Source organism: Micromonospora sp. WMMC273, assembly GCF_027460285.1.
GTDB lineage: Bacteria > Actinomycetota > Actinomycetes > Mycobacteriales > Micromonosporaceae > Micromonospora > Micromonospora aurantiaca.
The window spans coordinates 4,851,147-4,872,098 of record NZ_JAPZBE010000001.1 but is presented as its reverse complement, the minus strand read 5'-3'; the positions used below and the strand labels follow the sequence as shown (position 1 = coordinate 4,872,098).

Annotated in this window: 25 protein-coding genes and 1 pseudogene; 10 read left to right on the top strand and 16 right to left on the bottom strand. The window is 71.9% G+C overall.

Translation table 11 applies throughout. The features are described from left to right. The first annotated feature begins 16 nt into the window (after window positions 1–16). Window positions 17–1,453, top strand: a complete 1,437-nt coding sequence (locus tag O7611_RS22555; protein ID WP_269697527.1) for an MFS transporter — start codon at window positions 17–19, stop codon at window positions 1,451–1,453. Between the two features lie 21 nt (window positions 1,454–1,474). Here O7611_RS22555 and O7611_RS22550 read toward each other — a convergent pair whose 3' ends face one another. From O7611_RS22550 to O7611_RS22530, 5 genes are all read right to left on the bottom strand, one after another. After that, complete coding sequence (locus O7611_RS22550; RefSeq protein WP_194800734.1) at window positions 1,475–3,118, bottom strand: glycoside hydrolase family 13 protein; 1,644 nt, start codon at window positions 3,116–3,118, stop codon at window positions 1,475–1,477. A 41-nt stretch (window positions 3,119–3,159) separates the two neighbouring features. Next, a complete protein-coding gene (locus O7611_RS22545; protein ID WP_194800662.1) occupies window positions 3,160–4,230 on the bottom strand; it encodes a LacI family DNA-binding transcriptional regulator in 1,071 nt (356 codons plus the stop codon). A gap of 61 nt (window positions 4,231–4,291) precedes the next feature. Continuing rightward, a complete protein-coding gene (locus tag O7611_RS22540) occupies window positions 4,292–5,251 on the bottom strand; it encodes a carbohydrate ABC transporter permease (RefSeq protein WP_194800663.1) in 960 nt (319 codons plus the stop codon). A 1-nt stretch (window position 5,252) separates the two neighbouring features. Further along, window positions 5,253–6,299, bottom strand: a complete 1,047-nt coding sequence (locus tag O7611_RS22535; protein ID WP_194800664.1) for a carbohydrate ABC transporter permease — start codon at window positions 6,297–6,299, stop codon at window positions 5,253–5,255. Between the two features lie 71 nt (window positions 6,300–6,370). Further along, window positions 6,371–7,711 carry an ABC transporter substrate-binding protein gene (locus O7611_RS22530; protein WP_194800665.1) on the bottom strand — a complete coding sequence of 447 codons (1,341 nt, stop codon included), beginning with the start codon at window positions 7,709–7,711 and terminating at the stop codon, window positions 6,371–6,373. A gap of 237 nt (window positions 7,712–7,948) precedes the next feature. Between O7611_RS22530 and O7611_RS22525 the strand changes: the two genes are divergently transcribed. Next, window positions 7,949–8,725 carry a M23 family metallopeptidase gene (locus O7611_RS22525; RefSeq protein WP_120573485.1) on the top strand — a complete coding sequence of 259 codons (777 nt, stop codon included), beginning with the start codon at window positions 7,949–7,951 and terminating at the stop codon, window positions 8,723–8,725. A 43-nt stretch (window positions 8,726–8,768) separates the two neighbouring features. On the opposite strand, the gene O7611_RS22520 is transcribed toward O7611_RS22525, so the two are convergent. From O7611_RS22520 to O7611_RS22500, 5 genes and pseudogenes are all read right to left on the bottom strand, one after another. Next, complete coding sequence (locus O7611_RS22520) at window positions 8,769–9,266, bottom strand: TspO/MBR family protein (protein WP_269697526.1); 498 nt, start codon at window positions 9,264–9,266, stop codon at window positions 8,769–8,771. Window positions 9,267–9,411: 145 nt separating this feature from the next. Further along, window positions 9,412–9,558, bottom strand: a complete 147-nt coding sequence (locus O7611_RS22515; RefSeq protein ID WP_013288160.1) for a GPGG-motif small membrane protein — start codon at window positions 9,556–9,558, stop codon at window positions 9,412–9,414. Further along, window positions 9,549–10,329 (bottom strand): annotated as a pseudogene (locus O7611_RS22510) (metallophosphoesterase family protein). Before O7611_RS22510 ends, O7611_RS22515 begins: the two are co-directional and overlap by 10 nt. A 10-nt stretch (window positions 10,330–10,339) precedes the next feature. Continuing rightward, window positions 10,340–10,549, bottom strand: coding sequence for a hypothetical protein (locus tag O7611_RS22505; protein WP_225853111.1), 210 nt, complete (start codon window positions 10,547–10,549; stop codon window positions 10,340–10,342). A 56-nt stretch (window positions 10,550–10,605) separates the two neighbouring features. Next, window positions 10,606–11,187: a nucleotidyltransferase gene (locus tag O7611_RS22500; protein ID WP_194800670.1), complete on the bottom strand. Its 582-nt coding sequence runs from the start codon at window positions 11,185–11,187 to the stop codon at window positions 10,606–10,608. A 149-nt stretch (window positions 11,188–11,336) separates the two neighbouring features. On the opposite strand from O7611_RS22500, the gene O7611_RS22495 reads away from it, so the two are divergent. After that, window positions 11,337–12,050: a dTMP kinase gene (locus O7611_RS22495; protein WP_269697525.1), complete on the top strand. Its 714-nt coding sequence runs from the start codon at window positions 11,337–11,339 to the stop codon at window positions 12,048–12,050. On the opposite strand, the gene O7611_RS22490 is transcribed toward O7611_RS22495, so the two are convergent. After that, complete coding sequence (locus O7611_RS22490; RefSeq protein ID WP_194800672.1) at window positions 12,035–12,712, bottom strand: SDR family NAD(P)-dependent oxidoreductase; 678 nt, start codon at window positions 12,710–12,712, stop codon at window positions 12,035–12,037. The genes O7611_RS22495 and O7611_RS22490 overlap by 16 nt on opposite strands. A 268-nt stretch (window positions 12,713–12,980) precedes the next feature. On the opposite strand from O7611_RS22490, the gene O7611_RS22485 reads away from it, so the two are divergent. The 3 genes from O7611_RS22485 (at window position 12,981) to O7611_RS22475 (ending at window position 16,332) form a co-directional block, all read left to right on the top strand. Continuing rightward, window positions 12,981–13,895 (top strand): MurR/RpiR family transcriptional regulator, encoded by a 915-nt coding sequence (locus O7611_RS22485; RefSeq protein WP_194800673.1) that lies wholly within the window; start codon window positions 12,981–12,983, stop codon window positions 13,893–13,895. Then, window positions 13,892–14,839, top strand: coding sequence for an N-acetylmuramic acid 6-phosphate etherase (murQ, locus tag O7611_RS22480; protein ID WP_135241720.1), 948 nt, complete (start codon window positions 13,892–13,894; stop codon window positions 14,837–14,839). The genes O7611_RS22485 and murQ overlap by 4 nt, the downstream gene beginning before the upstream one ends. A 503-nt stretch (window positions 14,840–15,342) precedes the next feature. After that, complete coding sequence (locus tag O7611_RS22475; protein WP_194800735.1) at window positions 15,343–16,332, top strand: sigma-70 family RNA polymerase sigma factor; 990 nt, start codon at window positions 15,343–15,345, stop codon at window positions 16,330–16,332. A 72-nt stretch (window positions 16,333–16,404) separates the two neighbouring features. On the opposite strand, the gene O7611_RS22470 is transcribed toward O7611_RS22475, so the two are convergent. After that, window positions 16,405–17,370 (bottom strand): C40 family peptidase, encoded by a 966-nt coding sequence (locus tag O7611_RS22470; RefSeq protein WP_194800674.1) that lies wholly within the window; start codon window positions 17,368–17,370, stop codon window positions 16,405–16,407. Window positions 17,371–17,784: 414 nt separating this feature from the next. On the opposite strand from O7611_RS22470, the gene O7611_RS22465 reads away from it, so the two are divergent. After that, the gene (locus O7611_RS22465; protein ID WP_194800675.1) at window positions 17,785–18,303 is read left to right on the top strand and encodes a DUF6232 family protein; all 519 of its coding nucleotides are present in this window, start codon (window positions 17,785–17,787) and stop codon (window positions 18,301–18,303) included. Between the two features lie 7 nt (window positions 18,304–18,310). Here O7611_RS22465 and O7611_RS22460 read toward each other — a convergent pair whose 3' ends face one another. Together O7611_RS22460 and O7611_RS22455 are read right to left on the bottom strand one after the other, a co-directional pair. Continuing rightward, window positions 18,311–18,640, bottom strand: a complete 330-nt coding sequence (locus O7611_RS22460) for a DUF3817 domain-containing protein (protein WP_194800676.1) — start codon at window positions 18,638–18,640, stop codon at window positions 18,311–18,313. Window positions 18,641–18,665: 25 nt separating this feature from the next. After that, entirely contained in the window at window positions 18,666–19,097 is a 432-nt protein-coding gene (locus O7611_RS22455) for a hypothetical protein (RefSeq protein WP_194800677.1), read from the bottom strand. 124 nt (window positions 19,098–19,221) lie between these two features. Here O7611_RS22455 and O7611_RS22450 point away from each other — a divergent pair, with 124 nt between their 5' ends. Genes O7611_RS22450 through O7611_RS22440 form a run of 3 tightly spaced genes read left to right on the top strand, consistent with a single transcriptional unit; the run spans window position 19,222 to window position 20,406 of the window. After that, window positions 19,222–19,515, top strand: a complete 294-nt coding sequence (locus tag O7611_RS22450) for a DUF6158 family protein (RefSeq protein ID WP_135241715.1) — start codon at window positions 19,222–19,224, stop codon at window positions 19,513–19,515. Beyond that, window positions 19,515–19,832: an SRPBCC family protein gene (locus O7611_RS22445; RefSeq protein WP_030502250.1), complete on the top strand. Its 318-nt coding sequence runs from the start codon at window positions 19,515–19,517 to the stop codon at window positions 19,830–19,832. The genes O7611_RS22450 and O7611_RS22445 overlap by 1 nt, the downstream gene beginning before the upstream one ends. 34 nt (window positions 19,833–19,866) lie before the next feature. Beyond that, window positions 19,867–20,406 carry a DUF1360 domain-containing protein gene (locus O7611_RS22440; protein WP_013288145.1) on the top strand — a complete coding sequence of 180 codons (540 nt, stop codon included), beginning with the start codon at window positions 19,867–19,869 and terminating at the stop codon, window positions 20,404–20,406. A 60-nt stretch (window positions 20,407–20,466) separates the two neighbouring features. Here the strand turns inward: O7611_RS22440 and O7611_RS22435 are convergent, their stop codons facing one another. After that, window positions 20,467–20,676, bottom strand: a complete 210-nt coding sequence (locus O7611_RS22435) for a hypothetical protein (RefSeq protein WP_194800678.1) — start codon at window positions 20,674–20,676, stop codon at window positions 20,467–20,469. A gap of 26 nt (window positions 20,677–20,702) precedes the next feature. Next, window positions 20,703–20,936, bottom strand: a complete 234-nt coding sequence (locus tag O7611_RS22430) for a hypothetical protein (RefSeq protein WP_018786980.1) — start codon at window positions 20,934–20,936, stop codon at window positions 20,703–20,705. Between the last annotated feature and the right edge of the window lie 16 nt (window positions 20,937–20,952).

The window sequence follows — 20,952 nt, the reverse complement described above, 5'->3', positions numbered from 1 at the left end:
TGATTTGCTGCCCGGCATGACGGGCACCAGGATCTCCCGGCGCGGGAACGCGGCACACCGGTTCTACAGCGTCGTGGTCTTCGTGGTGCTCGCCTCGCTGGACAACGTGGCGATCGGCCTGGTGCCCCCGCTGTACGGGCCGATCTCCGCCGCCCTCGACGTACCCCAGCGGATGCTCGGCCTGGTCACCGCCGTCAGCTTCCTGGTCAGCGCGGTGGCGGCGGTGGGCTGGGCGTACGTGGGGGACCGCACCAACCGCAAGCCGCTGCTCATGGTCGGCACGCTGCTGTGGGCCGCCGGCACCGCCGGCAGCGCGCTCGCCGGGGGGTACGCGACGTTCCTGATCGCGCAGTTGGTCGGCGCGGTCGGGCTCGGCGCGGTGGGCTCGGTCGGTTTCTCCGTGGTCACCGACCTGATCTCACCGCGCCGCCGCGGCCTGGTGATGAGCTTCTGGGGGCTGTCGCAGGGCGTCGGCACGCTGGCCGGAACGCTGCTCGGCGGCGTCCTCGGCGCGACCGACTGGCGGCGGCCGTTCCTGCTGCTGACCGGTGTGGGCCTGGCCGCCACAGTGGCGTACCTGTTCACCTACGACATCCGGCGCGGGCAGAGCGAACCGGAGCTGGCCGGGGCGATCGACGCCGGGAACGAGTACGACTACCGGATCAGCCGCGCCGACCTGCCCCGGATCCTGGCCCGCCGGACCAACCGCTGGCTGATCCTGCAGGGGCTGACCGCTCAGGCCGCGTTCGGCTCGCTGGTCTGGCTGCCGGTGCTGTTCAGTCAGCGGGCCGAGGCGCAGGGCTACTCACCGGCCACGGCCGTGGTGGTGGGCAGCGTCTTCGCCACCCTGTTCCAGCTCGGCGGCGTGCTGTCCATCGTGGGCGGACTGGTGGGCGACGCGCTGCAACGGCGTACGCCGAGTGGCCGGGCCGTGGTCGCGGCCGTCGGCATCCTCGCGGCGCTGCCGTTCTACCTGGTCCTGTTCTTCGTGCCGATCCGCATCGACGTGCCGGACGGCGCCAGCTCCGGCGCGGTGGTCACGGCCGTGCTGTCCAGCGTGCTGACCGAACCGTCGGTGGGGCTGAGCCTGCTCACCGCCGTGGTGGCGCTGGCGCTGACCTCGGCGAACTCGCCGAACTGGTTCGCCCTGATCGCCGACGTCAACCCGCCCGAGCACCGGGGCACCGTCTACAGCCTGGGCAACCTGGTCAACGGCGTCGGCCGGGCGGCGGGCAACGGGCTGGTCGGGGTGGCGTTCGCCGGGTTGCGGGCGGCGTTCCCGCCGCCGCTGAACTACGCGGTCGGGCTGGCCGCTTTCCAGCTCTTCTTCATCCCGACCGGGATCATGTACTGGCTCGCGGCCCGCACCTCACCCCGGGACATCGCGCAGGTGCACGACCTGCTGCACGCCCGCGCCGGTCGGCTGGAGAGCGAGGGCCCCGCCGGACGGTGACCGCCCGGCGGGGCCACTGCCTCAGCTCCGGAACCAGACCGTCACGTCGGTCGGCACGACGTCGCCGTCGAGCGGCGCGCTCGACACCAGCACCTGCGCGCCGGCCGGCAGCGGTGCCGGGTCGGCGCCGAAGTTGGTCAGCACGGTGAGGTCGCCGTTGGTGAACGTGAGCACCTCGTCGCCGGAGGACAGGAACCGCAGCGGCCCCCGGGCCAGCGCGTGCTCGCGGCGCAACCGAAGCGCGGTCCGGTACAGCTCGTACGTCGAGCCGGGAACGCCGCGCTGCCGGTCCAGTGCGTACTCGGCCCACACCGGCGGCTGGGGCAGCCAGCTCGCGTCGGTCGGCCCGAAGCCGTACGACGGGGCGTCGGCCTCCCACGGGATCGGCACCCGGCAGCCGTCCCGGCCGCGCTCGGTGTGCCCGCTGCGCTTCCAGGTCGGGTCCTGCCGGGCCTCGTCGGGCAGCGTGGTGTGCTCCGGCAGCCCCAGTTCCTCACCCTGGTAGAGGTAGGCGGAGCCGGGCAGCGCGAGCATCAGCAGGCTGGCCGCCCGGGCCCGGCGCAGGCCCAGCGCGGCGTCCGGCTGCGGGTCGTCCACGCCGACGCCGTTGGCCCGGCCGCCGCCGGTGCCGAGCCCGAGCCGGGAGGCGTGCCGGACCACGTCGTGGTTGGACAGCACCCAGGTGGTGGGCGCGCCGACGGAGTCGGTGGCCTCCAGCGAGCGGGTGATCACCGCGTACTGGGCCGGCGCGGTCCAGGCGGCCAGCAGGTACTCGAAGTTGAACGCCTGGTGCATCTCGTCCGGGCGCACGTACCGGGCCAGCCGCTCGGCCGGCTCCACCCACGCCTCGGCGACGAGGATCCGCTCACCGGGGTACGAGTCGAGCACCCGCCGCCACTCCCGGTAGATCTCGTGCACGCCGTCCTGGTCCCACATCGGCGGGCGCGGCTTGTCCACCTCGCTGCCGGAGAGGATCTCCTGCGGCTCCTGCCAGTCGGCCAGGTCGGCCTGCTTGATCAGGCCGTGCGCCACGTCCACCCGGAAGCCGTCGACGCCCCGGTCCAGCCAGAAACGCAGCACGTCGAGGAACTCCGCGCGCACCTCCGGGTTGTCCCAGTTGAGGTCGGGCTGGCCGGAGTCGAACAGGTGCAGGTACCACTGCCCGTCGGGCAGCCGGGTCCAGGCGGGGCCGCCGAACACGCTCACCCAGTCGTTCGGCGGCTCGGCGCCGTCCGGGCCCTTGCCGTCGCGGATGACGTAGCGCTGCCGCTCCGGGCTGCCCGGCGCGGCGGCCACGGCCGCGGTGAACCAGCGGTGCGCGGAGGAGGTGTGGTTGGGCACCAGGTCGACGATCACCCGCAGCCCGCGCGCCTTCGCCTCGGCGATCAGCTTGTCGGCGTCGGCGAGCGTGCCGAACAGCGGGTCGACGTCGCGGTAGTCGGACACGTCGTACCCGGCGTCTGCCTGCGGGGACGGGTAGAACGGGGACAGCCAGAGCGCGTCGACGCCCAGCTCGGCGAGGTGGTCGAGCCGGGACGTGATGCCCGGCAGGTCACCGATGCCGTCGCCGTCGGAGTCGGCGAACGAGCGCGGGTAGACCTGGTAGATCACCGCCTCGGTCCACCAGCCGGTGCCCGGGGTCTGCTGCGTCGCGTCGGTGTTCAGCGCCTTACTCCTGTCTGGGTGGTGCGGGACCAGCGAGTTCTTCAGTGTGCCCGGGGCGGCGCTGTCGATTCGCGCACCACCAGGCGAGTGGGCAGGATCACCGGCGACGGCGTACCGCCGTCGGTGTCGGGGCCGCGCGGGGCGGGCACCAGGCCGGGGTACGGCTCGGAGGCCCGTACGCCGAGCGGGTCGAGCAGGATGCGGGCGGCGAGCAGGCCCTGGTCGGCGGCGGGCTGGGCGATCGTGGAGAGCCCGAGCACACCGGCGAGGTCGTGGTCGTCGATGCCCATCACGCTCACGTCCTGCGGCACCCGCAGCCCGGCGTCGCGCAGCGCGGTGACCGCGCCCATCGCCATCTCGTCGCAGGCGGCGAAGATGGCTGTCGGCGGCTCGCCCCGGGCCAGCAGTTCCGCGGTGGCCCGGGTGCCGCCGTCGATGGTGAACCGCGACTCGACGTCGAGGCTCGGGTCGGGCCGCAGACCGGCGGCCCGCAGCGCCTCCTGGTAGCCGCGCCGCCGGTCCAGGTGGGTGGTGAAGGCCAGTTCGTCGTCCGGGTCGCCGGAGATGTGCGCGATCCGGGTGTGGCCGAGGTCGAGCAGGTGGCGGGTGGCGGTGCGGGCGGCGGCCACGTCGTCGATCCGGACGCAGGGCCACCCGGGCACCTCGCTGCCGGAGCTGATCGTCACGCCCGGCAGGTCCAGCTTCGTCAGCGCGTGCACGTCGGCGGCCCGCAGCGGGGTGGCGACCAGGATGATCGCGTCCACCCGCTTGTGCAGGCTCGCCGTGCGCAGCACGCGCTGCCGGGTCCGTTCCCGGCCACCGAGGTTGTAGAGCAGCAGGTCGTAGCCGCTGTCCTGGAGGAACTCCTCGACCGCCTCGACCACGGTGCCGAAGAACCATCTGGTGATCCGGGGCACCACCACCGCCACGGTGCCGGTCCGGCCGCCGGCCAGCCGGCTCGCGCTGGGCGACACCGCGTACTGGAGTTGTTCGGCGGCGGCGAGCACCCGGCGGCGGGTCGCGGCCGAGACCGTCGGCAGGCCCCGCAGCGCCCGCGAGACGGTGGCCGTGGAGACCCCGGCCAGCCGGGCGACGTCGTCAATCCTGGTCATCGTGATCTCCCCGCTGTGACCCGGACCCCGCCGCCGGCCGTGCCGGCGGCGGGGCACCGGATCAACCCTTGACGCTGCCGGCGAGCAGACCTCGCACGAAGAAGCGCTGAAGGGACAGGAACACGATCAGCGGTACGACGATCGACACGAACGCGCCGGCCGTCAGCCGCTGCCACTCGTTGCCCCGGGTACCGGCCAGTTCCGCGAGCCGGACGGTCATCGGGGCGGTCTCGTCGCCGCCACCGGCGAAGATCAGCGCGACCAGCAGGTCGTTCCAGACCCAGAGGAACTGGAAGATGCCGAACGCCGCCAGCGCGGGCATGATCAGCGGCAGCACGATGGTGCGGAAGATCTTCGGGTGGGTGGCGCCGTCGACCCGAGCCGCCTCCATCAGGTCGCCGGGCAGCTGCGAGATGAAGTTGTGCAGCAGGAACACGGCGAACGGAAGCGCGAAGCAGGTGTGCGCGAACCACACCTGGGCGAACTTCTGTTCGTCGACCAGGTCCCACGCGGGCATGATCTGCACGCCGGCGACTGTGACACCGGTGGAGAAGAACCGCAGCAGCGGCACCAGGGCCATCTGCAGCGGCACGATCTGGAGCGCGAAGATCCCGATGTAGACCCAGTCCCGCCCCTTGAAGTTCATCCACGCCAGCGCGTACGCGGCGAGCGACGCGAAGGCCAGGGGGAAGAGCACCGAGGGGATGGTGATCGCCAGCGAGTTGATGAAGTAGCTGGCCAGCTGCCCGGACGAGCCGCGGCTGAACAGCACCTCCTGGTAGTTCTCCAGCGTGATCTGCGGGTTGGTGAAGAACGTCCACCACCCGGTGGTCTTGATCTCGTTCTCCGGCCGGAGCGAGGAGATGAACAGGCCGAAGGTCGGGATCGTCCAGAGCATCGCGATGACGATCGACACGAGCGTGGCGGTACGGCTGTTCAGGCGCTTGCGCACCCGGGCGCCCCGGGTGGTCGGTCCGGTGGCCTGGGCGCCGACTCCGACGGTGGGCGTGGCGGTGGTCATCTCAGCCCTCCCGCTGCTTGCGCAGGTTGCGGATCTGGTAGATCACGATCGGGATCACCAGGACGAACAGGAACACCGCCAGCGCCGAGCCCTGACCGTTCTCCTGGTAGCGGAACGCCTGGTTGTACATCTCGGTCGCGATCACGTTCGTGTCGTAGTTGCCGTTGGTGGCGGTCCGGACGATGTCGAAGACCTTGAGCGTGGCGATGGAGATCGTCACCACCACGACGATCAGGGCCGGCCGGATGCTCGGAATGGTGATCCGCCAGAACATCTGCCACGGGGTGGTGCCGTCGAGCCGGGCCGCCTCGACGATGTCGGCCGGGATGGCCTTGATCGCCGCGGAGAGCACCACCATCGCGAAACCGGCCTGGATCCACACCATGATCGCGATGAGCAGGAACGTGTTCAGCGGCGAGTCCAGCAGCCACTGCTTCGGCTCGCCGCCGAGGCTCACCACGATCTGGTTGAGCAGGCCGATCTGGTCGCCCTCGCCCCGGTAGGCGTAGACGAACTTCCAGATGATGGAGGCGCCGACGAACGAGATCGCCATCGGCAGGAAGATCAGGGACTTGGCGACCGCCTCGAACCGGGCCTTGTCCACCAGGACCGCGTAGATCAGGCCGAACGCGGTGGCCACCAGCGGCACCAGGAGCACCCAGATCAGCGTGTTGATCAGGACCCGGACGATCGAGTCCTCGGCGAACATCCAGCGGTAGTTGTCCAGGCCCACCCAGTTGTTGCTGCCGGAGTCCATGAAGGAGAGCAGCGTGGTGCGGACGGCGGGGACCACCAGCCCGACGGCGAGCAGCAGCAGCGTCGGCAACAGGAAGAAGAACGCGAACGCGCCCTCGCCCCGCTTGCGCGGCCGGGCCAGCGGCGCGCCGCTGGCCGAGGCCGCGACGAGCTGCGCCTCCCGGCGCCGGGCGAAGTACGACGGCACCACGTCGAGGAGCAGGAGCAGCCCGCCCACCACCGCGACGAAGGCGATCAAGCCGTACATCAGCATGAGGAACTTCGGCTGCTCCGCCGCGAAGTCGAACTCCATCGACCCTCCTTCAAGGGTTCGGCTAGCAGAGGTGGCCCGGTCCGGAGAACCGGACCGGGCCACCTGCCAGATCACTTCCAGCTGCCCTCGATGTCGTTCAGGACGGCGGTGGTGTCCTTGCCGTTGATCCAGGCCACCATGCCCTTCCAGAAGGTGCCGGCGCCGACCGCGGCCGGCATCAGGTCCGAGCCGTCGAAGCGGAAGACCGTCTTCTCGTCCTGGAGGATGCCCACGGAGAGCTTGTCCACCGGGTTCGGGACGTTGTTCAGGTCCAGCTTCTTGTTCGCGGAGACCCAGTCACCGATCTTGGCGCGGCTGTTGGCGTACTCGCCGGAGGCCAGGTAGGTCTGCACCGCCTGGACCTCGGGACGGTCGGCGAAGGCCGCGACGAACTCGCCACCACCCAGAACCGGCTTGCCCTTCGACGGGTCGATGGCCGGGAAGTAGAACGCGAAGACGTCGCCGTCCTCGGCCACCTTGGTGCCCTCGGGCCACTGGTTGGCGTAGAAGGACGCCTGGCGGTGCAGCGCGCACTTGCCGGCGGTGATCGGCGTGCCGCCCTCCTGGAAGGAGGTGGTGGCGATGCTCTTCACGCCGCCGAAGCCGCCGTTGACGTACTTCTCGTTCTTCAGGATGGTGCCGGCCCGGTTGAGGGCGTCAGCCACCTGCGGGTCGTTGAACGGGATCTCGTGGGTGGTCCACTTGTCGTAGACCTCCGGGCCGCCGGTGCGCAGCAGCACGTCCTCGATCCAGTCGGTGGCCGGCCAGCCGGTGGCGTCACCGGACTCGATGCCCGCGCACCACGGCTTGGTGCCGCTCGCCGCGATCTGGTCGGAGAGCTTGATCATGTCGTCCCACGTGGTGGGGACCGTCCAGCCCTTCTCCTTGAAGGTCTTCGGCGAATACCACACGAAGGACTTCACGTTGGAGCCGAGCGGGGCGCCGTAGAGCTGGCCGTTGACGGTGCTGTACTTCAGCCAGTCGGCGGAGTAGTTCTGCTCGGCCATCGCCTTGGTGTCGGCGCCGACCGGCTTGAGCTTGCCCGAGTCGACGAACCGCTTCAGCAGACCCGGCTGCGGGATGAAGGCGAGGTCGGGGGCGTTGCCGCCGTCGACCCGCACCGGCAGCTGGGCCTCGAACTCGCCGGAGCCCTCGTGGTCGATCTCGATGCCGGTGCAGTCCTCGAACTGCTTCCAGGACTGCTGGAGGCGCTCGTCCTCGATGTCACGGATCGAGGAGTAGATGGTCACCTTCTTGCCGTCGTGACCCTCGTACTTCTCGTATGCGCCGCACTCGGCCGAGCCCGCGTTGCTGCTCTTCTTGTCGTTGCCGGTGCCGCAGGCGGCGACGCCGAGCGCCAGCCCCAGGACGCCGGCGACCGCGAGCGCCTGGCGCGATCTGGCAAACGCCATGCCGATCTCCTTCCTTGCCGGCGCGTGGGGGGATCGAACCCGCGCCGGTCCGATGGTCGTCCTCACATGTAAGCGCTTGCATCGTGTCGGGTCCACCCCTGGCCGGACACGGCCCGGTAACAATCCCGAAACCCTGGCCACCGGCGGTGGGTGCGCTCCCACGAAACTTCCCGGGAACGGAACTTTCTGTCAGGATGTCCGCATCACATTGAAGACTTTCAACATTGGAGGCAGTGGATGCGTAAGCGATGGCTCGCCCTCGGGGCGAGCGCCGCGGTCCTGGCGGCGACGCTCGTGCCGGCCGCGCCGGCGATGGCCGCCCCGACGTTCAAGGTCCCGTTCCCGTGCAACCAGTCCTGGTCCGGTCAGACCCGGACCAACCACAGCCCGGCCAACGCCATCGACTTCAACCGCACCGACGACCTGGGCGACCCGGTGGTCGCCAGCGCGCCCGGCACCGTCGACGTGGTCACCAACCTCGGCGACACCAGCTACGGCAAGTACGTCCGGATCAACCACGGTGGCGGTCACACCACCTACTACGCCCACCTGAACGCCTTCAACGTCTCCGTCGGGCAGACCGTCGGCTACGGCCGGGTGATCGGGTACGTCGGCACGACAGGCGGCTCCACCGGCCCGCACCTGCACTACGAGCAGCGCATCGACGGCAGCTCTGTGAAGATCAAGTTCAACGGCGTCCAGGCGCTCTACTGGGGCACCAAGACCTACACCAGTGACAACGGCTGCGGCGGGACGAACACCGGCGAGGGCACCGTCAACACGGCCGGCTCCCCGCTGACGGTCCGCTCCGGCCCCGGCACCGGCTACAGCTCGGTCGGCACGGTCGCCGACGGGGCGAAGGTGACCATCCAGTGTCAGACCAGCGGCACCAGCGTCACCGGCACGTACGGCACCAGCTCGATCTGGGACCGGATCGGCTCCGGCCGGTTCATCTCCGACGCCTACGTCTACACCGGGTACGACGGCTACATCCCGGGCGTACCCCGCTGCTGAACCCGGCGGGCGCGGAGGCGAGCGGCCCCCGCGCCCGTACCGGTCAGGAGTTCAGCCGCCAGACCGCGAAGTTCAGCGCGGACGCGAACGTCACCCAGGCCCAGTACGGCAGCATCAGCAGCGTGGCCGGCCGGGAGATCCGCCGGAACAGGGCCACCGTCACCCCGATCGCCAGCCACATCAGCACGATCTCGGCGAACGCCAGCCCGTACGCCCCGGCGCCGAAGAACAGCGGGGCCCAGATCGCGTTCAGCACGAGCTGCACCACCCAGGCCCAGACCGCGGGGCCGAACCCGGCCCGGCGCCAGACCAGCCAGCCGGCGATCGCGATGAGCACGTAGAGCACGGTCCAGACCGGGCCGAACAGCCACGACGGCGGCGCCCAGGCGGGCTGCTCCAGGCTCTGGTACTCGGCGGAGGTGCCCTGGACACCCAGCCCGCCGATCGCGGCGGCGGTGAAGGTGGCGGCGCCGAAGGCGAGCAGCGCCAACCACGTGCGGGCGCCTGTGGTACGCCGGGCGGCACTCTGCGACATCTCCATGGTCGAGATGTTTCCGCTCGACCGGCCCGGCAAACGCCCGGGAGCCGCCGGGCGCGGAAAAGCCGGGGTCACCCGGCCCGGGTGTTCCGGTCCGGCAGGACGGAACACCCGGGCCGGGTGACCCCGGCGGGTACGGGAACCGCTGTTACGTGTTGAAGATGCTGACGCCACCCGGGCCGACCAGCAGGCCGACGACGATGAGGACGATGCCCCAGAGGATCTGCCGGCGGAACAGGGCGAGAATTCCGGCGACCACCAGTACGACTGCGAGAATCCAGAGAATCAGCTCCATGTCGGCTGAATACCCGGCCGCCCGATACCGGAAACCTCCCGGTCAGTCGAGCTGATCACCGCCCAGGTGGAAGACGCTGTACGCCTGTTTGATCACCGGGTGGGCCACGTTGCGGACCCGTACCCCGCCCGGTGTGGTACCGCGCTCGGTGCCGTGGTGGGCGTGCCCGTGCAGCGCCAGCGCGGTGGGGGCGGAGTCGATCGCCTGGCCGAGCTGGTAGCAGCCGAGGAACGGGTAGATCTCCAGCGGCTCGCCGGCGAGCGTGTCCGGCACGGGGGAGTAGTGGGTGAGCGCGACGAGCGCGTCGCACTCCAGCGAGAGCAGCGCGCCGGTGAGTGCGTCGGCGCTCTCCCGGGTGGTCCGTACGAACGCCTTCATCTCCGGCTCGCCGAAGTCGCTGGCGCACCGCCCGGCGAACCCGCCGCCGAACCCCTTCACGCCGGCCACCCCGAGCCGCCCGCCGGGGGTCTCCACCACCGTGCCGGTGCCCTCCAGCACCGTGATCCCGGCGTCCTCCAGCACCTTCACCACCTGCGGCACCTCGTCGCACTGGTGGTCGTGGTTGCCGAGCACGGTGATCACCGGTACGCCGAGGTCGCCGAACTCCTGGGCCACGCACCGCGCCTCGGCCTCGGTGCCGTGCCGGGTCAGGTCACCGGCGAGCAGCAGCACGTCGGCGCAGCCGGGCAGCTCCTCCAGCGCCGGACGGAACCGGCCCACCACGTCCTGGTCCAGATGCACGTCGCCCACGGCGGCGATCCGGATCACCATCGAACCTCCCTCACGGCAACTCCTCGACCTGGGTGGGCGCCTGCGTGCGGATCACCCCGATGTCGCTGGTCACGGGCGTGTCCGGGAAGCGCTCGGCCACCCGGCGCAGGATCTCCTCCCGCCGGTGCGGGCTCTCCACCTCGCCGTAGAGCACCAGCCCGTTCTCCCGCCGCACCACGGTGATGCCCTGCTCGGCCACCGTCGGGTCCTCGGCCAGCATGCTCTGGATCTCCGCCTCGACGTACTCGTCGGGGGGAATGTCGCCGGACAGTCCGGTCACAGGGTCTCCCTTCCTCCGGGCGCGCCGCCGGGCAGCACGTCCAGCCGGTCGAGCAGCACCAGGAACGCCTCGGCGTACGGCGAGTGCTGCGTCTCCTTCCGTACCCGTTCCCAGTCGATCTGTTCCCGCAGCGAGCGGGCCAGCGGCAGGGCCCGGGCGAAGTCGCAGTAGTGCTGGGAGAAGCTGAGCAGCTTGTGCACCATGAGCTGGCTGGCCGAGAGCACCGGCATGTGGATCGCGTCGACCGGGCGCACGATCGTGTCGGCGAACGTCTCCTCGGTGACCGGGGTCTCCACCGGCCGGTGGATCAGGTCCACCATCCGGTCCTCGTCGTAGACCTTGACCAGCCAGTCCTCCGGCGGGCGCTCGGCGGTGAAGCCGGCCTCGACCAGCGCCTCCAGCGCCCGTTCCACGTCCGCCTCGCGGAGCAGGAAGTCCACGTCGTGGTCGCTGGAGTGGCCGCCGTGCGCGTACACCGCGAAGCTGCCACCGAGTGCGAACGGGATGTCGGACTGTTTGAGCACGGCGGCGACCTTCTTCAGCGTGTGCACCAGGGTCTCGTCCCCGCGCTCGGCCATCTGCGGCTCCCTCGTCGTCATTGGGCGGTGGGACCACGATGCGTACCCGGCGGACGCTCCGGTCACACCTGTTGCGGCGCGATCGGCCCGTCAGGGCAGGAAAGCGACATACGGGCCGGTGTGAGCATCGGTCGGATAACCTCGGGAGGGTGGCCAGCTCACTGCGGACGCGGCGGGGCAGGGCCCGACTGCGTGCCGTCGCCCTGATCGGCATCGACGGCTCGGGTAAGACCACTCAGGCCCACCGGCTCGCCGAGGCGCTCACCGCCGCCGGCCTTCCGGCCACGTACCACCGCAACGCCGGTGGCCGGCGCTGGCTCGGCCGCATCGCGCAGCGGCTCGGCCGTCCGGACGCGCAGCGGCTCGTCGGGCGCGACGGCCTGCTCGTGGTCGAGTCGGTGCTGCGCTGGCTGGCCATCGCGCTCGCGCTGCTCAGCTGCCTGGTGACCGGCCGGACCGCGGTGATGGACAGGTGGTCGGCCTGCCAGTACGCCAGCATCCGGGCGCACGGCGGACAGCGGTGGGAGCGGCTGGCCCGGGCCGGGTACCGGATCTTCCCGGCGCCGAGGGTGACGTTCCTGCTCACCGTCGACCCCGCCGAGGCGTACCGGCGGATCGAACGGCGCGGCACCGACCACGAGACGATGGCGTGGCTCACCGCCGCGGACGCCGCCTACCGCGAGCTGCCGGAGTACGGCGGCTTCGTGGTGGTGGACGGCAACGGCCCGCCGGAGGAGGTGGCCCGCCGGATCCGGGCGCACCTGAGCGAGTGGCTGCCCGACGACCCGTCCGCCGGTCCCGGTCCGACGCCGGCCGGTGGCGCCGGGCGGGACGGGCCGGTGCCGGTTCAGGCCCGCCCGTAGACCGGGATGCTCGCGCCGCTGGTGGGCGCGGACTCGGGGGAGGCCAGGAAGCGGATCACCGCGGCGATCTCGGCCGGCGGCACCCAGCGTGCATGGTCGGCGTCGGGCTGGGCGGCGCGGTTGGCCGGGGTGTCGATGACGCTCGGCAGTACCGTGTTGCACCGCACGCCGCGCTGCCGGTACTCGACCGCCACCGTCTCGGCGAACGCCCGTACCGCCGCCTTGGCGGTGGCGTAGCCGGAGGCGCCGGGGAACGGCGAGAGCGCCGCCCGGGCCGAGACGCAGACCACCGCGCCGTCGCCGGACGCCACGAGGTGCGGCAGCGCGGCCCGGGTGACCAGGTACGTGGGGCGCAGGTTGAGCCGCAGCATCCGTTCGAAGTCCTCGACCGGGGTCTCGTGCACCAGGCCGCCGGCGGCGTACCCGCCGACGAGGTTGACCACCGCGCGCAGCGGCGCGGCCGGCTCGGCGGTCGCCGCCTCGACCGCCCGCGCGGCCCCCTCGGGCGTCAGCAGGTCGGCCACGACCCGGACCGGGCCGTCGTCCGCCCCGGGCTCCCGCTGGGGTACGACCACCCGCCAACCCGCGTCGAGGAAGGCGGCGGTGACCGCGCCGCCGAGCCCACCCGTGCCTCCGGTCACCAGCACCGTGCGTTCCGTCATGGACACACACGCTAGCCAACCGTCGCGCCGACCGACCGGTGACCCGCACGGGCCGTCCGGCCCGCCCGGCCGAGGCCGACCAGGCAGGACCTGCCGCGCGACGGCGGACCGGCACGTCGGGCGGCAGGAGTGACTCGACCGGACCGGATGAGGCAGTGGGGCTGCGACAATGGGATCCTTGGCCCGGGGGCGGGTACGGAAGACAGTAAATTTCCCGATACGCGGTGTCATGGTTGACGCTCACGCCTCGTGAAAGTAAGTTTCATCCGTGGCGAAGAGTCCGAAGATTTCTGCGAGTCACGAGCCCGGTGGACTGATCGTCCACATCAGCGGCCTGCTGCCCTCGCTGTCCCCGGCCGAACAGCGGGTGGCCCGGCTGGTCGTCGCCGATCCGGCGGATGCGGCCCGGCGCACGATCACCGACCTCGCCACCGCCGCCGAGACGTCCGAGGCGACGGTGATCCGCTTCTGCCGCTCGGTCGGCATGGACGGCTACCCGCAGCTGCGGATCCGGCTCGCCGCCGAGGCCGCCCGCCGGGTCGAGCCGCCGGACGCGCGGGTGGTCGGCGGCGACATCCCGCCGGGCGCGGATCTCGCCCAGATCATCGCCACGATCGCGTTCAACGACGCCCGGGCCGTCGAGGAGACTGCCGAGCAGCTCGACCCGGCGGTCTGCGAGCAGGTGGTCGAGGCGATCACCGCGGCCGGCCGGATCGACGTCTACGGCGCGGGCGCCAGCGGTTTCGTCGCCTCCGACTTCCAGCAGAAGCTGCACCGCATCGGCCGCATCGCGTTCTACTTCCCGGACGTGCACACCGCGCTCACCTCCGCCGCCCTGCTGGGCCGCGGCGACGTCGCGGTCGGCATCTCGCACACCGGCACCACCTCCGACGTCATCGAGGTGCTGGAGCAGGCGCGGGCGCGCGGCGCCACCACAGTGGCGCTCACCAACTTCCCGCGCTCGCCGATCACCGAGGTCGCGGACCACGTGCTCACCACCGCCGCCCGGGAGACGACCTACCGCTCCGGCGCGACAGCGAGCCGGCTGGCCCAGCTCACAGTGGTCGACTGCCTCTTCGTCGGGGTGGCCGCCCGCAGCCGGGCCCGCACGAAGAAGGCCCTGGAGGCCACCGCCGAGGCGGTCCAGTCGCACCGGGTCGGTCCCGGGCGGAGGCGGGGATGACGGCGGGTCGGGTGGAGCGGGACGGCGTGGCGGCGGTACGGCCGGTGGTGCGCGTCGGCGCGCCGACCGAGCGGCGCAACCCGCACAGCGTCGACCTCGACCTGATGTCCACCCGGGACGTGCTCACGGTCATCAACGAGGCGGACCGGCGCGTACCGGCCGCCGTCGCCGCGGTGCTGGACGAGATCGCCGAGACGGTCGACCTGGCCGTGGCCGCGCTGCGCGACGGGCACCGCGTGCACTACTTCGGCGCCGGCACCTCCGGGCGCCTCGGCGTGCTCGACGCCGCCGAGCTGGCGCCCACGTTCAACTCGCCGCGGCACTGGTTCTGCTCGCACCTCGCGGGCGGCCCGGAGGCGATGTGGCGCGCCGTCGAGGACGCCGAGGACGACGAGCGCGGTGGCGCCGCCGACGCCGCCGAGTGCGTACGCCCCGGCGACCTCGTGGTGGGCCTCGCGGCCAGCGGGCGCACCCCGTACGTCCTCGGGGCGCTCGCCGCGTCCCGGGCGCAGGGGGCCGGTACGGTGCTGCTCTGCGCGAATCCGGAGGCCGAGGCCGCCGCGTCGGTGGACGTCTTCATCGGTGTGGACACCGGACCGGAGGTGGTCACCGGGTCGACCCGGATGAAGGCCGGCACGGCGCAGAAGCTGGTGCTCAACACGTTCTCCACGGCCGTGATGGTGCGTCTGGGCCGGGTCTACTCGAACCTCATGATCGACATGGTGGCGACGAACGCCAAACTGCGCGGCCGCATGATCTCGATTCTCGTGGAGGCCACCGGCTGCGCCGAGGAGGTGTGCCGGGTCGCCCTGCGGGAGGCCGACGGCGACCTCAAGACCGCGCTCGTGGCTCTGGTGTCCGGCGCCGAGGTGCCCGCCGCCCGGGCCGCGCTGGCCCGCTCCGCCCACCAGGTACGCGGCGCGCTCGCCCTGCTCGCCTCCTGACGTCTCCGGCCTCGCCGCGAGCCCGGCCCGTCCCGGTCCGTCCCGCCCCGTCCGCCCGATCCACCCGCCCGGCGCATCCGCCCGGCGGGTGCGACGCGTATCACGTGCGGGAGGGGGACGACTCCTCCGGCACGGATTGTTCAACGAGGCGGAGGGTAATCCTTGAGCATGGCTGAACCGACCGGTCCCCAGGCGCGTATCTCGCAGTGACCAGGATCGCAACGACTCGGTGACGCGGCTCGCTGTGTTCATGGAACAGGCAATGGTGCCATTCCATGGGCGAACGGCGATTTCGCAGCTCCGGTATGCGCCGAAAACGGCGCCCACGAGCCGCCCGAACCGGGCCGGTAACAGGAAACATGGACCGGGCTCTCAGCTACTACTCAGGCATTCGTGACAGTTTCGACTCACGACATGGAATCCCCGACGCGTCACATCTGTTGTGTAGGTGTCAGCACCTACGGGCACAGCGGAGGTTACGGGGAGGGCTGATGAACGTGGGGATGGCAAGGAACCGGGCAACCGGCGCGAGCGAGGGGACCGTGGCAATCGTGGACAAGAACATCGGCATGCGTACCGACGAGGTCGCCGAGGAGCGGGACCTGGTCGGCGTCTACCTGCACGAGATCTCCCGGACGCCGCTGCTCGACGCCGCCCGGGAGGTCGACCTCTCCAAGGCGATCGAGGCCGGCCTCTACGCCGAGCACCTGCTCGACGAGGACCGGATCCCCGAGGGCGCCGACCGGGAGGACCTGGAGCGGCTGGTCGTCGAGGGTGAGCGCGCGAAGGACCTGTTCATCCGCGCGAACCTGCGACTGGTCGTGTCGATCGCCCGGCGCTACGTGCGCTCCGGGATGCCCATGCTGGACCTGATCCAGGAGGGCAACACCGGCCTGGTCCGGGCGGTCGAGAAGTTCGACTACGAGCGCGGATTCAAGTTCTCCACCTACGCGACCTGGTGGATCCGTCAGGCCATCAGCCGGGCGATCGCCCAGCAGGAGCGGACCGTACGGCTGCCCGTGCACCTGGTCGAGGACGTCAACCGGATGCGCAACGTGGCCCGCCAGCTCACCCGTGAGCTGGGCAGCGACCCGGAGCCGGAGCAGATCGCGACCGCGCTCGGCGTCACCGTCGAGCGGGTGAACGAGCTGGTCCGCTGGTCGCAGGACACCGTCTCGCTGGACACCCCGGTGGGCGACGACGGCGACACCAACCTCGGTGACCTGGTCGCCGACAGCGACGCGCCGTCGCCGGAGGAGATTGTGCTCACCGGCCTGGAGCGGCAGCGGATCGAGGGTCTGCTCAACCACCTCGACGACCGTTCCGCCGGCATCATGCGGGCCCGGTACGGCCTGGAGGACGGGCGCGAGCACTCGCTGACCGAGGTCGCGTCGCGGTTCTCGCTCTCCCGGGAGCGCATCCGCCAGCTGGAGATCCAGGCTCTCGGCCGGCTGCGTGAGCTGGCTCGCGCGGAGGGGCTCCAGGCGGCCTGACCTGGTAACAATGAACGGCGAACGGCCGGCGTCCGACAGGGGGACGCCGGCCGTTCGCCGTCTTCGCGGTGCTCAGACCCGGCCGTAGCCGGCGATCGTCATGATGTTCATGCCGCGCTTGCTGACGTTGCGTCCGGCGCTGGGCGCGTCGATGATCTGGCCGTTGCCGACGTAGAGCGCCACGTGCCCGAGCCCGGAGTAGAACACCAGGTCACCCGGTTGCAGCTGGCTGCGGCTGATCCGCGTGGTGGCCCCCCACTGCTGCGCCGCGCTGTGCGGCAACGACTTCCCGGCGGCCCGCCAGGCGGCGAGCGTCAGACCGGAGCAGTCGTAGCTGCCGGGGCCGTCCTGGCCGTAGCCGTAGGGCTTGCCGACCGCACCGTAGGCGTATCGCACCGCCGTGCCGGCGTCGCCGGAGACGGCCGGCGGCTTGCCCGCCGAGCTGGGGTTGCCGGGTGCCTCCGTGGCCCGCCCGTACGCCTTGCGCCGCATCTCGTAGAGGTCGGACAGGTCCGCCTCGATCCGCGTCTTCGCGGACTTGAGCTGCTTGGCCTGCGCCGCCTCCCGGGCGAGCGTGACGTCCAGCGCGGTCTTCTGGTCGATCAGCCGCTTCTGGTCGGCGGTGAAGCTGTTGATGGTGCGCTGCCGCTGGCGGGTGAGCTGGTCGAGCGTGCCCAGCCGCTCCGGCAGGGTGGCCTGGCCGCCCGGGTCCAGCAGGGCCGCCGCGGTGCGCATGCCACCGGTCTTGTACGCCGTCGCGGCCAGTACGGCCACATCGGCGCGGCTGCGTTCGGCCTGTTCCTGCAGCGGCCCGATGCGGGCCTCCAACTTGGCCGCGGTGGCCTTGTTGGCCTTGATGTCCTCGTTGAGCTTGTTGTAGGACTCGACGATTCGCTCCAGCTCAGTCGAGGACTTCTCGATCTGCTTCGTCAGCTCGGCGGGGGTCGGCTCGGCCCGGGCCACCTGCGCCGGGGCGAGCAGCGCGGCCGATAGGCCGGCCACCGCCAGCGAGCGGAGCAGCATCCGTAAGGACGACAAGAGCGGAAAGCTCCTCTCCCACCGGTCGCCGGGCGCGTTCGCGACCCGGCGACACCGGCCCGGGGCCGTCCGGGTGGACGGCTGTCGACCGGGCCGACCTGGACAACCTAACCCGTGATCGCAGTAGCCGGGAGTTCAAGCAGGGGCGAAAGTTGGCAAAGTGGCGGAAAGTGATGAGGGGGAGCCGGTGGGTGGATGAGGCGACTCGCCCGATTCGTCGTTCTGGGCGGATGTCGCCAGGCCACGCCAGGCGAAGTCATGACAAAGACGGAAATCATTCTCTGTTTCCGGCGGGCGCGCGCGGGCCGGTCAACCCGCGACAGGCGAAACCCCGAGGTCAGGTGGCGCGAGGCAAACACAATGAAGCCCGGACGGGAAATCCCACCACGGGATCCCTGCTCCCGGGAGGCCGCCGTGCAGACCGACCGCTCCGCCACCCAGCCGCCCCGCTCGCCGCGACCGGCCGGACCCAGGCTGCTCTACGCCCGGCCCGGCATCGTGGTCACCGCCGAGCGCTTCACCGTCGGCCGCAACACCTGGCCGGTGGCCGAGATCACCCAGCTCCGGATCGACCGCGGGCCGCACGACCGGCTCGCGATCCGGGCCGTCGCCGTGTCCGCCGCGATGATCGCCGCGGTCGGCCTGCTGCTCGGCTTCACCGGCGGCCTGCACCGGCTCACCGCCGGGGCGTACCTCCTGCTCGGCGCCGTCGGGCTGGTGCCGATGCTGCTGGTGCTGATCGGCGACCGCGTACGGCCCCCGGCGCACGAGCTGTGGGGCCGGGTGCGGGGCACCGAGGTGCTGCTGTTCAGCAGCGACGACGAGCGGCAGTTCGGCCAGGTCGCCCGCGCGCTGGGGCGGGCCCGGGAGGCGGCGCGGCTGGGCGGCTGGGCCGACCCGCCGGCGGCCGAGCCGTGGCGGCCGGCCCGGTGACGGGCGGTCAGCCCGCTACCGGCTCCGGCGTACGCGGCCGGGCCTCGGCGGCCACCCAGTGGCTCACCCGACGCTCGGCGTAGAACGAGACGAACGGCACGGTGCCGGCGAGCATCACCAGCAGCATCCGCTTCAGCGGCCAGTTCGCCCGGCGGGACAGGTCGAACGTGAGCGCCAGATAGAGCATGTACAGCCAACCGTGCGCCACGCCGACCACGCCCACCACGCTCGGGTTGTCGAAGCCGTACTTCAGCGGCATGCCGATCAGGACCAGCACCACGAGCGCCACGCCCACGATCCAGGCGATCACGCGGTACCGGGTAAGGGCTCCGCCCACCGTCGTCCGTCCTTCCGCACCGGCCTCAGCCGGGATAGTCGCCGGGCCGGGCGCCCGGATTGGCGTTCAACCAGGATAGGTAGCTGTTGTACGCGGCGAGCTCCGCGTCGTCCGCCCCGTCGGCCGGGGCGGCCGGCGCCCGCACGACGCGCACCGGCCGGCGTACCGCAGGGGTGGTGGCGACCGGCGCGGCGCCGGCGGCCGCCGACGGTGCCGGATCGGCCGCCGGCTGCGCGTCGCCCGGCGGCGTCGCCCGCAGCGTCTGGCGGACCTCACGCCACCAGACGAAGATCACGAAACCGGCGAACACCGGCCACTCGATCGCGTAACCGAAGCTGATCGCGTTTCCCCCGGCGGCGCGGGTGACCTGCCACCAGCCCATGCCGAGGCAACCCGCCACCAGCACGACCATGGCCACGTGGCGGACGATCCACGCCGGTGTCCAGAGCCGTTCCATGCCGACGAGAGTACCGGGACTCCCGGGTGTCTCCGACACGGCGTCGTAGTCCGGGCGGTGGTTTGGTGACACGCCCGGTGGGCATCCGAACAGGTGCCAACCCGAACGAGACGAGGGGGCGACGATGACCGAATCGGTACGCCGGGACGCGAGCCCGGAACAGCGGGTCGCGGAGTGGGACGGCGATCACGCCCGCACCGTCGACGGCGATCAGCTCGGGGTGGACCCGGTGGAGCTGGGCGACGAGGACCTGGTCCGGGAGATGCAGAGCCTGCACCGCACCCGGCTGGACACGCTGCGCCACGCCACCGACTCGGCGCTCGCCAACCACCTGCGGCGCACCGCCGAACTGGAGACGGAGTACCTGGCCCGGCACCCCGGCCGGGAGGTCGACCCGAGCCGGCTGCGGGACGCCTGATGGCCAGCCACGCCGAGCGCGGCATGTCCGCGCCGCCGGAGGTGGTGTTCAACACCGCCACTGATCCGGACCGCTCCTCGGCCTGGCTGCCCGAGCGGCTGCGCAACTCCGGCACCTGCCGGGTGGAGGTCGTCGACGCCGACGACATGCGGGCCCGGTGGAGCGCCGCGGACTGGTCCGCCGAGATCGACGTGGAGCCGGCCGGCGCGGGCGGCGCCCGGGTGCGGCTGGACCTGGCCGGGCCGGACCACGACCTGGCCGACGAGATCCTGGCCAACCTCGACCGCGAGGTGGCCGACAACCTGACCGCCGGCTGAGCCCGGCCCGCACGACGAGCACGAGGAGGCCGGGTTGACCGGGAGTGGCCTGAAGCAGAAGGTGGCGCGCCTGCGCCAGGCGTACGCGCCGCACGAGCATCGGCCGCTGGAGGGCTACCTGAAGGCGATGGGCACGTACGCGGGGGTGACGGCCGCGCTCGTCGGCCTGGTCCGGGCGACCGGCCGGCCGGTGCCCGAGCGGCCCACGCCAGCGGACGTGGTGCTGCTCTCGATCGCCACGCACAAGCTCAGCCGGCTGCTGTCCAAGGATGCGATCACCAGCCCGCTGCGGGCGCCGTTCACCCGCTACGACCACCCGATCGGCAGCGGCGAGGTGATGGAGCAGGTCCGCGACGAGGGCAGCCCGACCCGGCACGCGCTCGGCGAGCTGGTGAGCTGCCCGTTCTGCCTGGCGGTCTGGGTGGCCACCGGGCTCACCGGCGGCCTGGTCCTGGCGCCCCGGCTGACCCGGCTGGTCGCCACCGCGCTGACCGCGGTGGCCGCCTCCGACTTCCTCCAGATGGGGTACGCGGTCGCCCAGCAGGCGGCCGAGGGCGGTCGCCACGAGGCGTGACACGCGGACACGAAGGGGGCCGGCGCGCGGGCGCCGGCCCCCTTTCGTCTGTCTCCACCGTCAGGTGGGGGTGGTGCCGTGGTCCTCGCCGGCCCAGCCGCGCGACGCCTCCGGCTCCCGCTCGTCCTCGTCCTCGCCGGTGACGACGTCCCGGTCCACGGCGGTCCGGTCGTGCTCGTTGGCGAAGTCCGGCTCCGGCAGCGTGTCGACGCCCTCCGGGGGCTGGCCGAGCGCCGCCAGGTGCTCGTGCTCGCGGTCGTGGTGGGTCATCTCGCGTCCTCTCGTCGGCGGGGGGCTCAGGCGACCGTGCCGCCCAGCAGATCGGCCGCCTCGTCCGCCGCGTACTCGCCCTGGGGGAGCGCGGCGATCCGGGTGAGCAGCTCCGCGGGGAGTTCGGCGGCCACCGCCCGGCGGTAGATGTCCGCCTGGGTGATTCGCTCCTGGCCGTGGTAGATGTCGTCGAGCAGGTCGTCGAGCGGCCGCGTGTCGGGCTGCTCGGTCACGGGCGCGTCATCGGTCACGCCGACCACCTACCCGGCACCGAAC

Coding starts and splice junctions, on each gene's coding strand:
- O7611_RS22555 (WP_269697527.1), top strand. CDS start 17: ATGACGGGCACCAGGATCTCCCGGCGCGGGAACGCGGCACACCGGTTC.
- O7611_RS22545 (WP_194800662.1), bottom strand. CDS start 4,230: ATGACCAGGATTGACGACGTCGCCCGGCTGGCCGGGGTCTCCACGGCC.
- O7611_RS22540 (WP_194800663.1), bottom strand. CDS start 5,251: ATGACCACCGCCACGCCCACCGTCGGAGTCGGCGCCCAGGCCACCGGA.
- O7611_RS22535 (WP_194800664.1), bottom strand. CDS start 6,299: ATGGAGTTCGACTTCGCGGCGGAGCAGCCGAAGTTCCTCATGCTGATG.
- O7611_RS22530 (WP_194800665.1), bottom strand. CDS start 7,711: ATGGCGTTTGCCAGATCGCGCCAGGCGCTCGCGGTCGCCGGCGTCCTG.
- O7611_RS22525 (WP_120573485.1), top strand. CDS start 7,949: ATGCGTAAGCGATGGCTCGCCCTCGGGGCGAGCGCCGCGGTCCTGGCG.
- O7611_RS22520 (WP_269697526.1), bottom strand. CDS start 9,266: ATGGAGATGTCGCAGAGTGCCGCCCGGCGTACCACAGGCGCCCGCACG.
- O7611_RS22515 (WP_013288160.1), bottom strand. CDS start 9,558: ATGGAGCTGATTCTCTGGATTCTCGCAGTCGTACTGGTGGTCGCCGGA.
- O7611_RS22505 (WP_225853111.1), bottom strand. CDS start 10,549: ATGCTGGCCGAGGACCCGACGGTGGCCGAGCAGGGCATCACCGTGGTG.
- O7611_RS22500 (WP_194800670.1), bottom strand. CDS start 11,187: ATGGCCGAGCGCGGGGACGAGACCCTGGTGCACACGCTGAAGAAGGTC.
- O7611_RS22490 (WP_194800672.1), bottom strand. CDS start 12,712: ATGACGGAACGCACGGTGCTGGTGACCGGAGGCACGGGTGGGCTCGGC.
- murQ (WP_135241720.1), top strand. CDS start 13,892: ATGACGGCGGGTCGGGTGGAGCGGGACGGCGTGGCGGCGGTACGGCCG.
- O7611_RS22475 (WP_194800735.1), top strand. CDS start 15,343: ATGGCAAGGAACCGGGCAACCGGCGCGAGCGAGGGGACCGTGGCAATC.
- O7611_RS22455 (WP_194800677.1), bottom strand. CDS start 19,097: ATGGAACGGCTCTGGACACCGGCGTGGATCGTCCGCCACGTGGCCATG.
- O7611_RS22450 (WP_135241715.1), top strand. CDS start 19,222: ATGACCGAATCGGTACGCCGGGACGCGAGCCCGGAACAGCGGGTCGCG.
- O7611_RS22445 (WP_030502250.1), top strand. CDS start 19,515: ATGGCCAGCCACGCCGAGCGCGGCATGTCCGCGCCGCCGGAGGTGGTG.
- O7611_RS22435 (WP_194800678.1), bottom strand. CDS start 20,676: ATGACCCACCACGACCGCGAGCACGAGCACCTGGCGGCGCTCGGCCAG.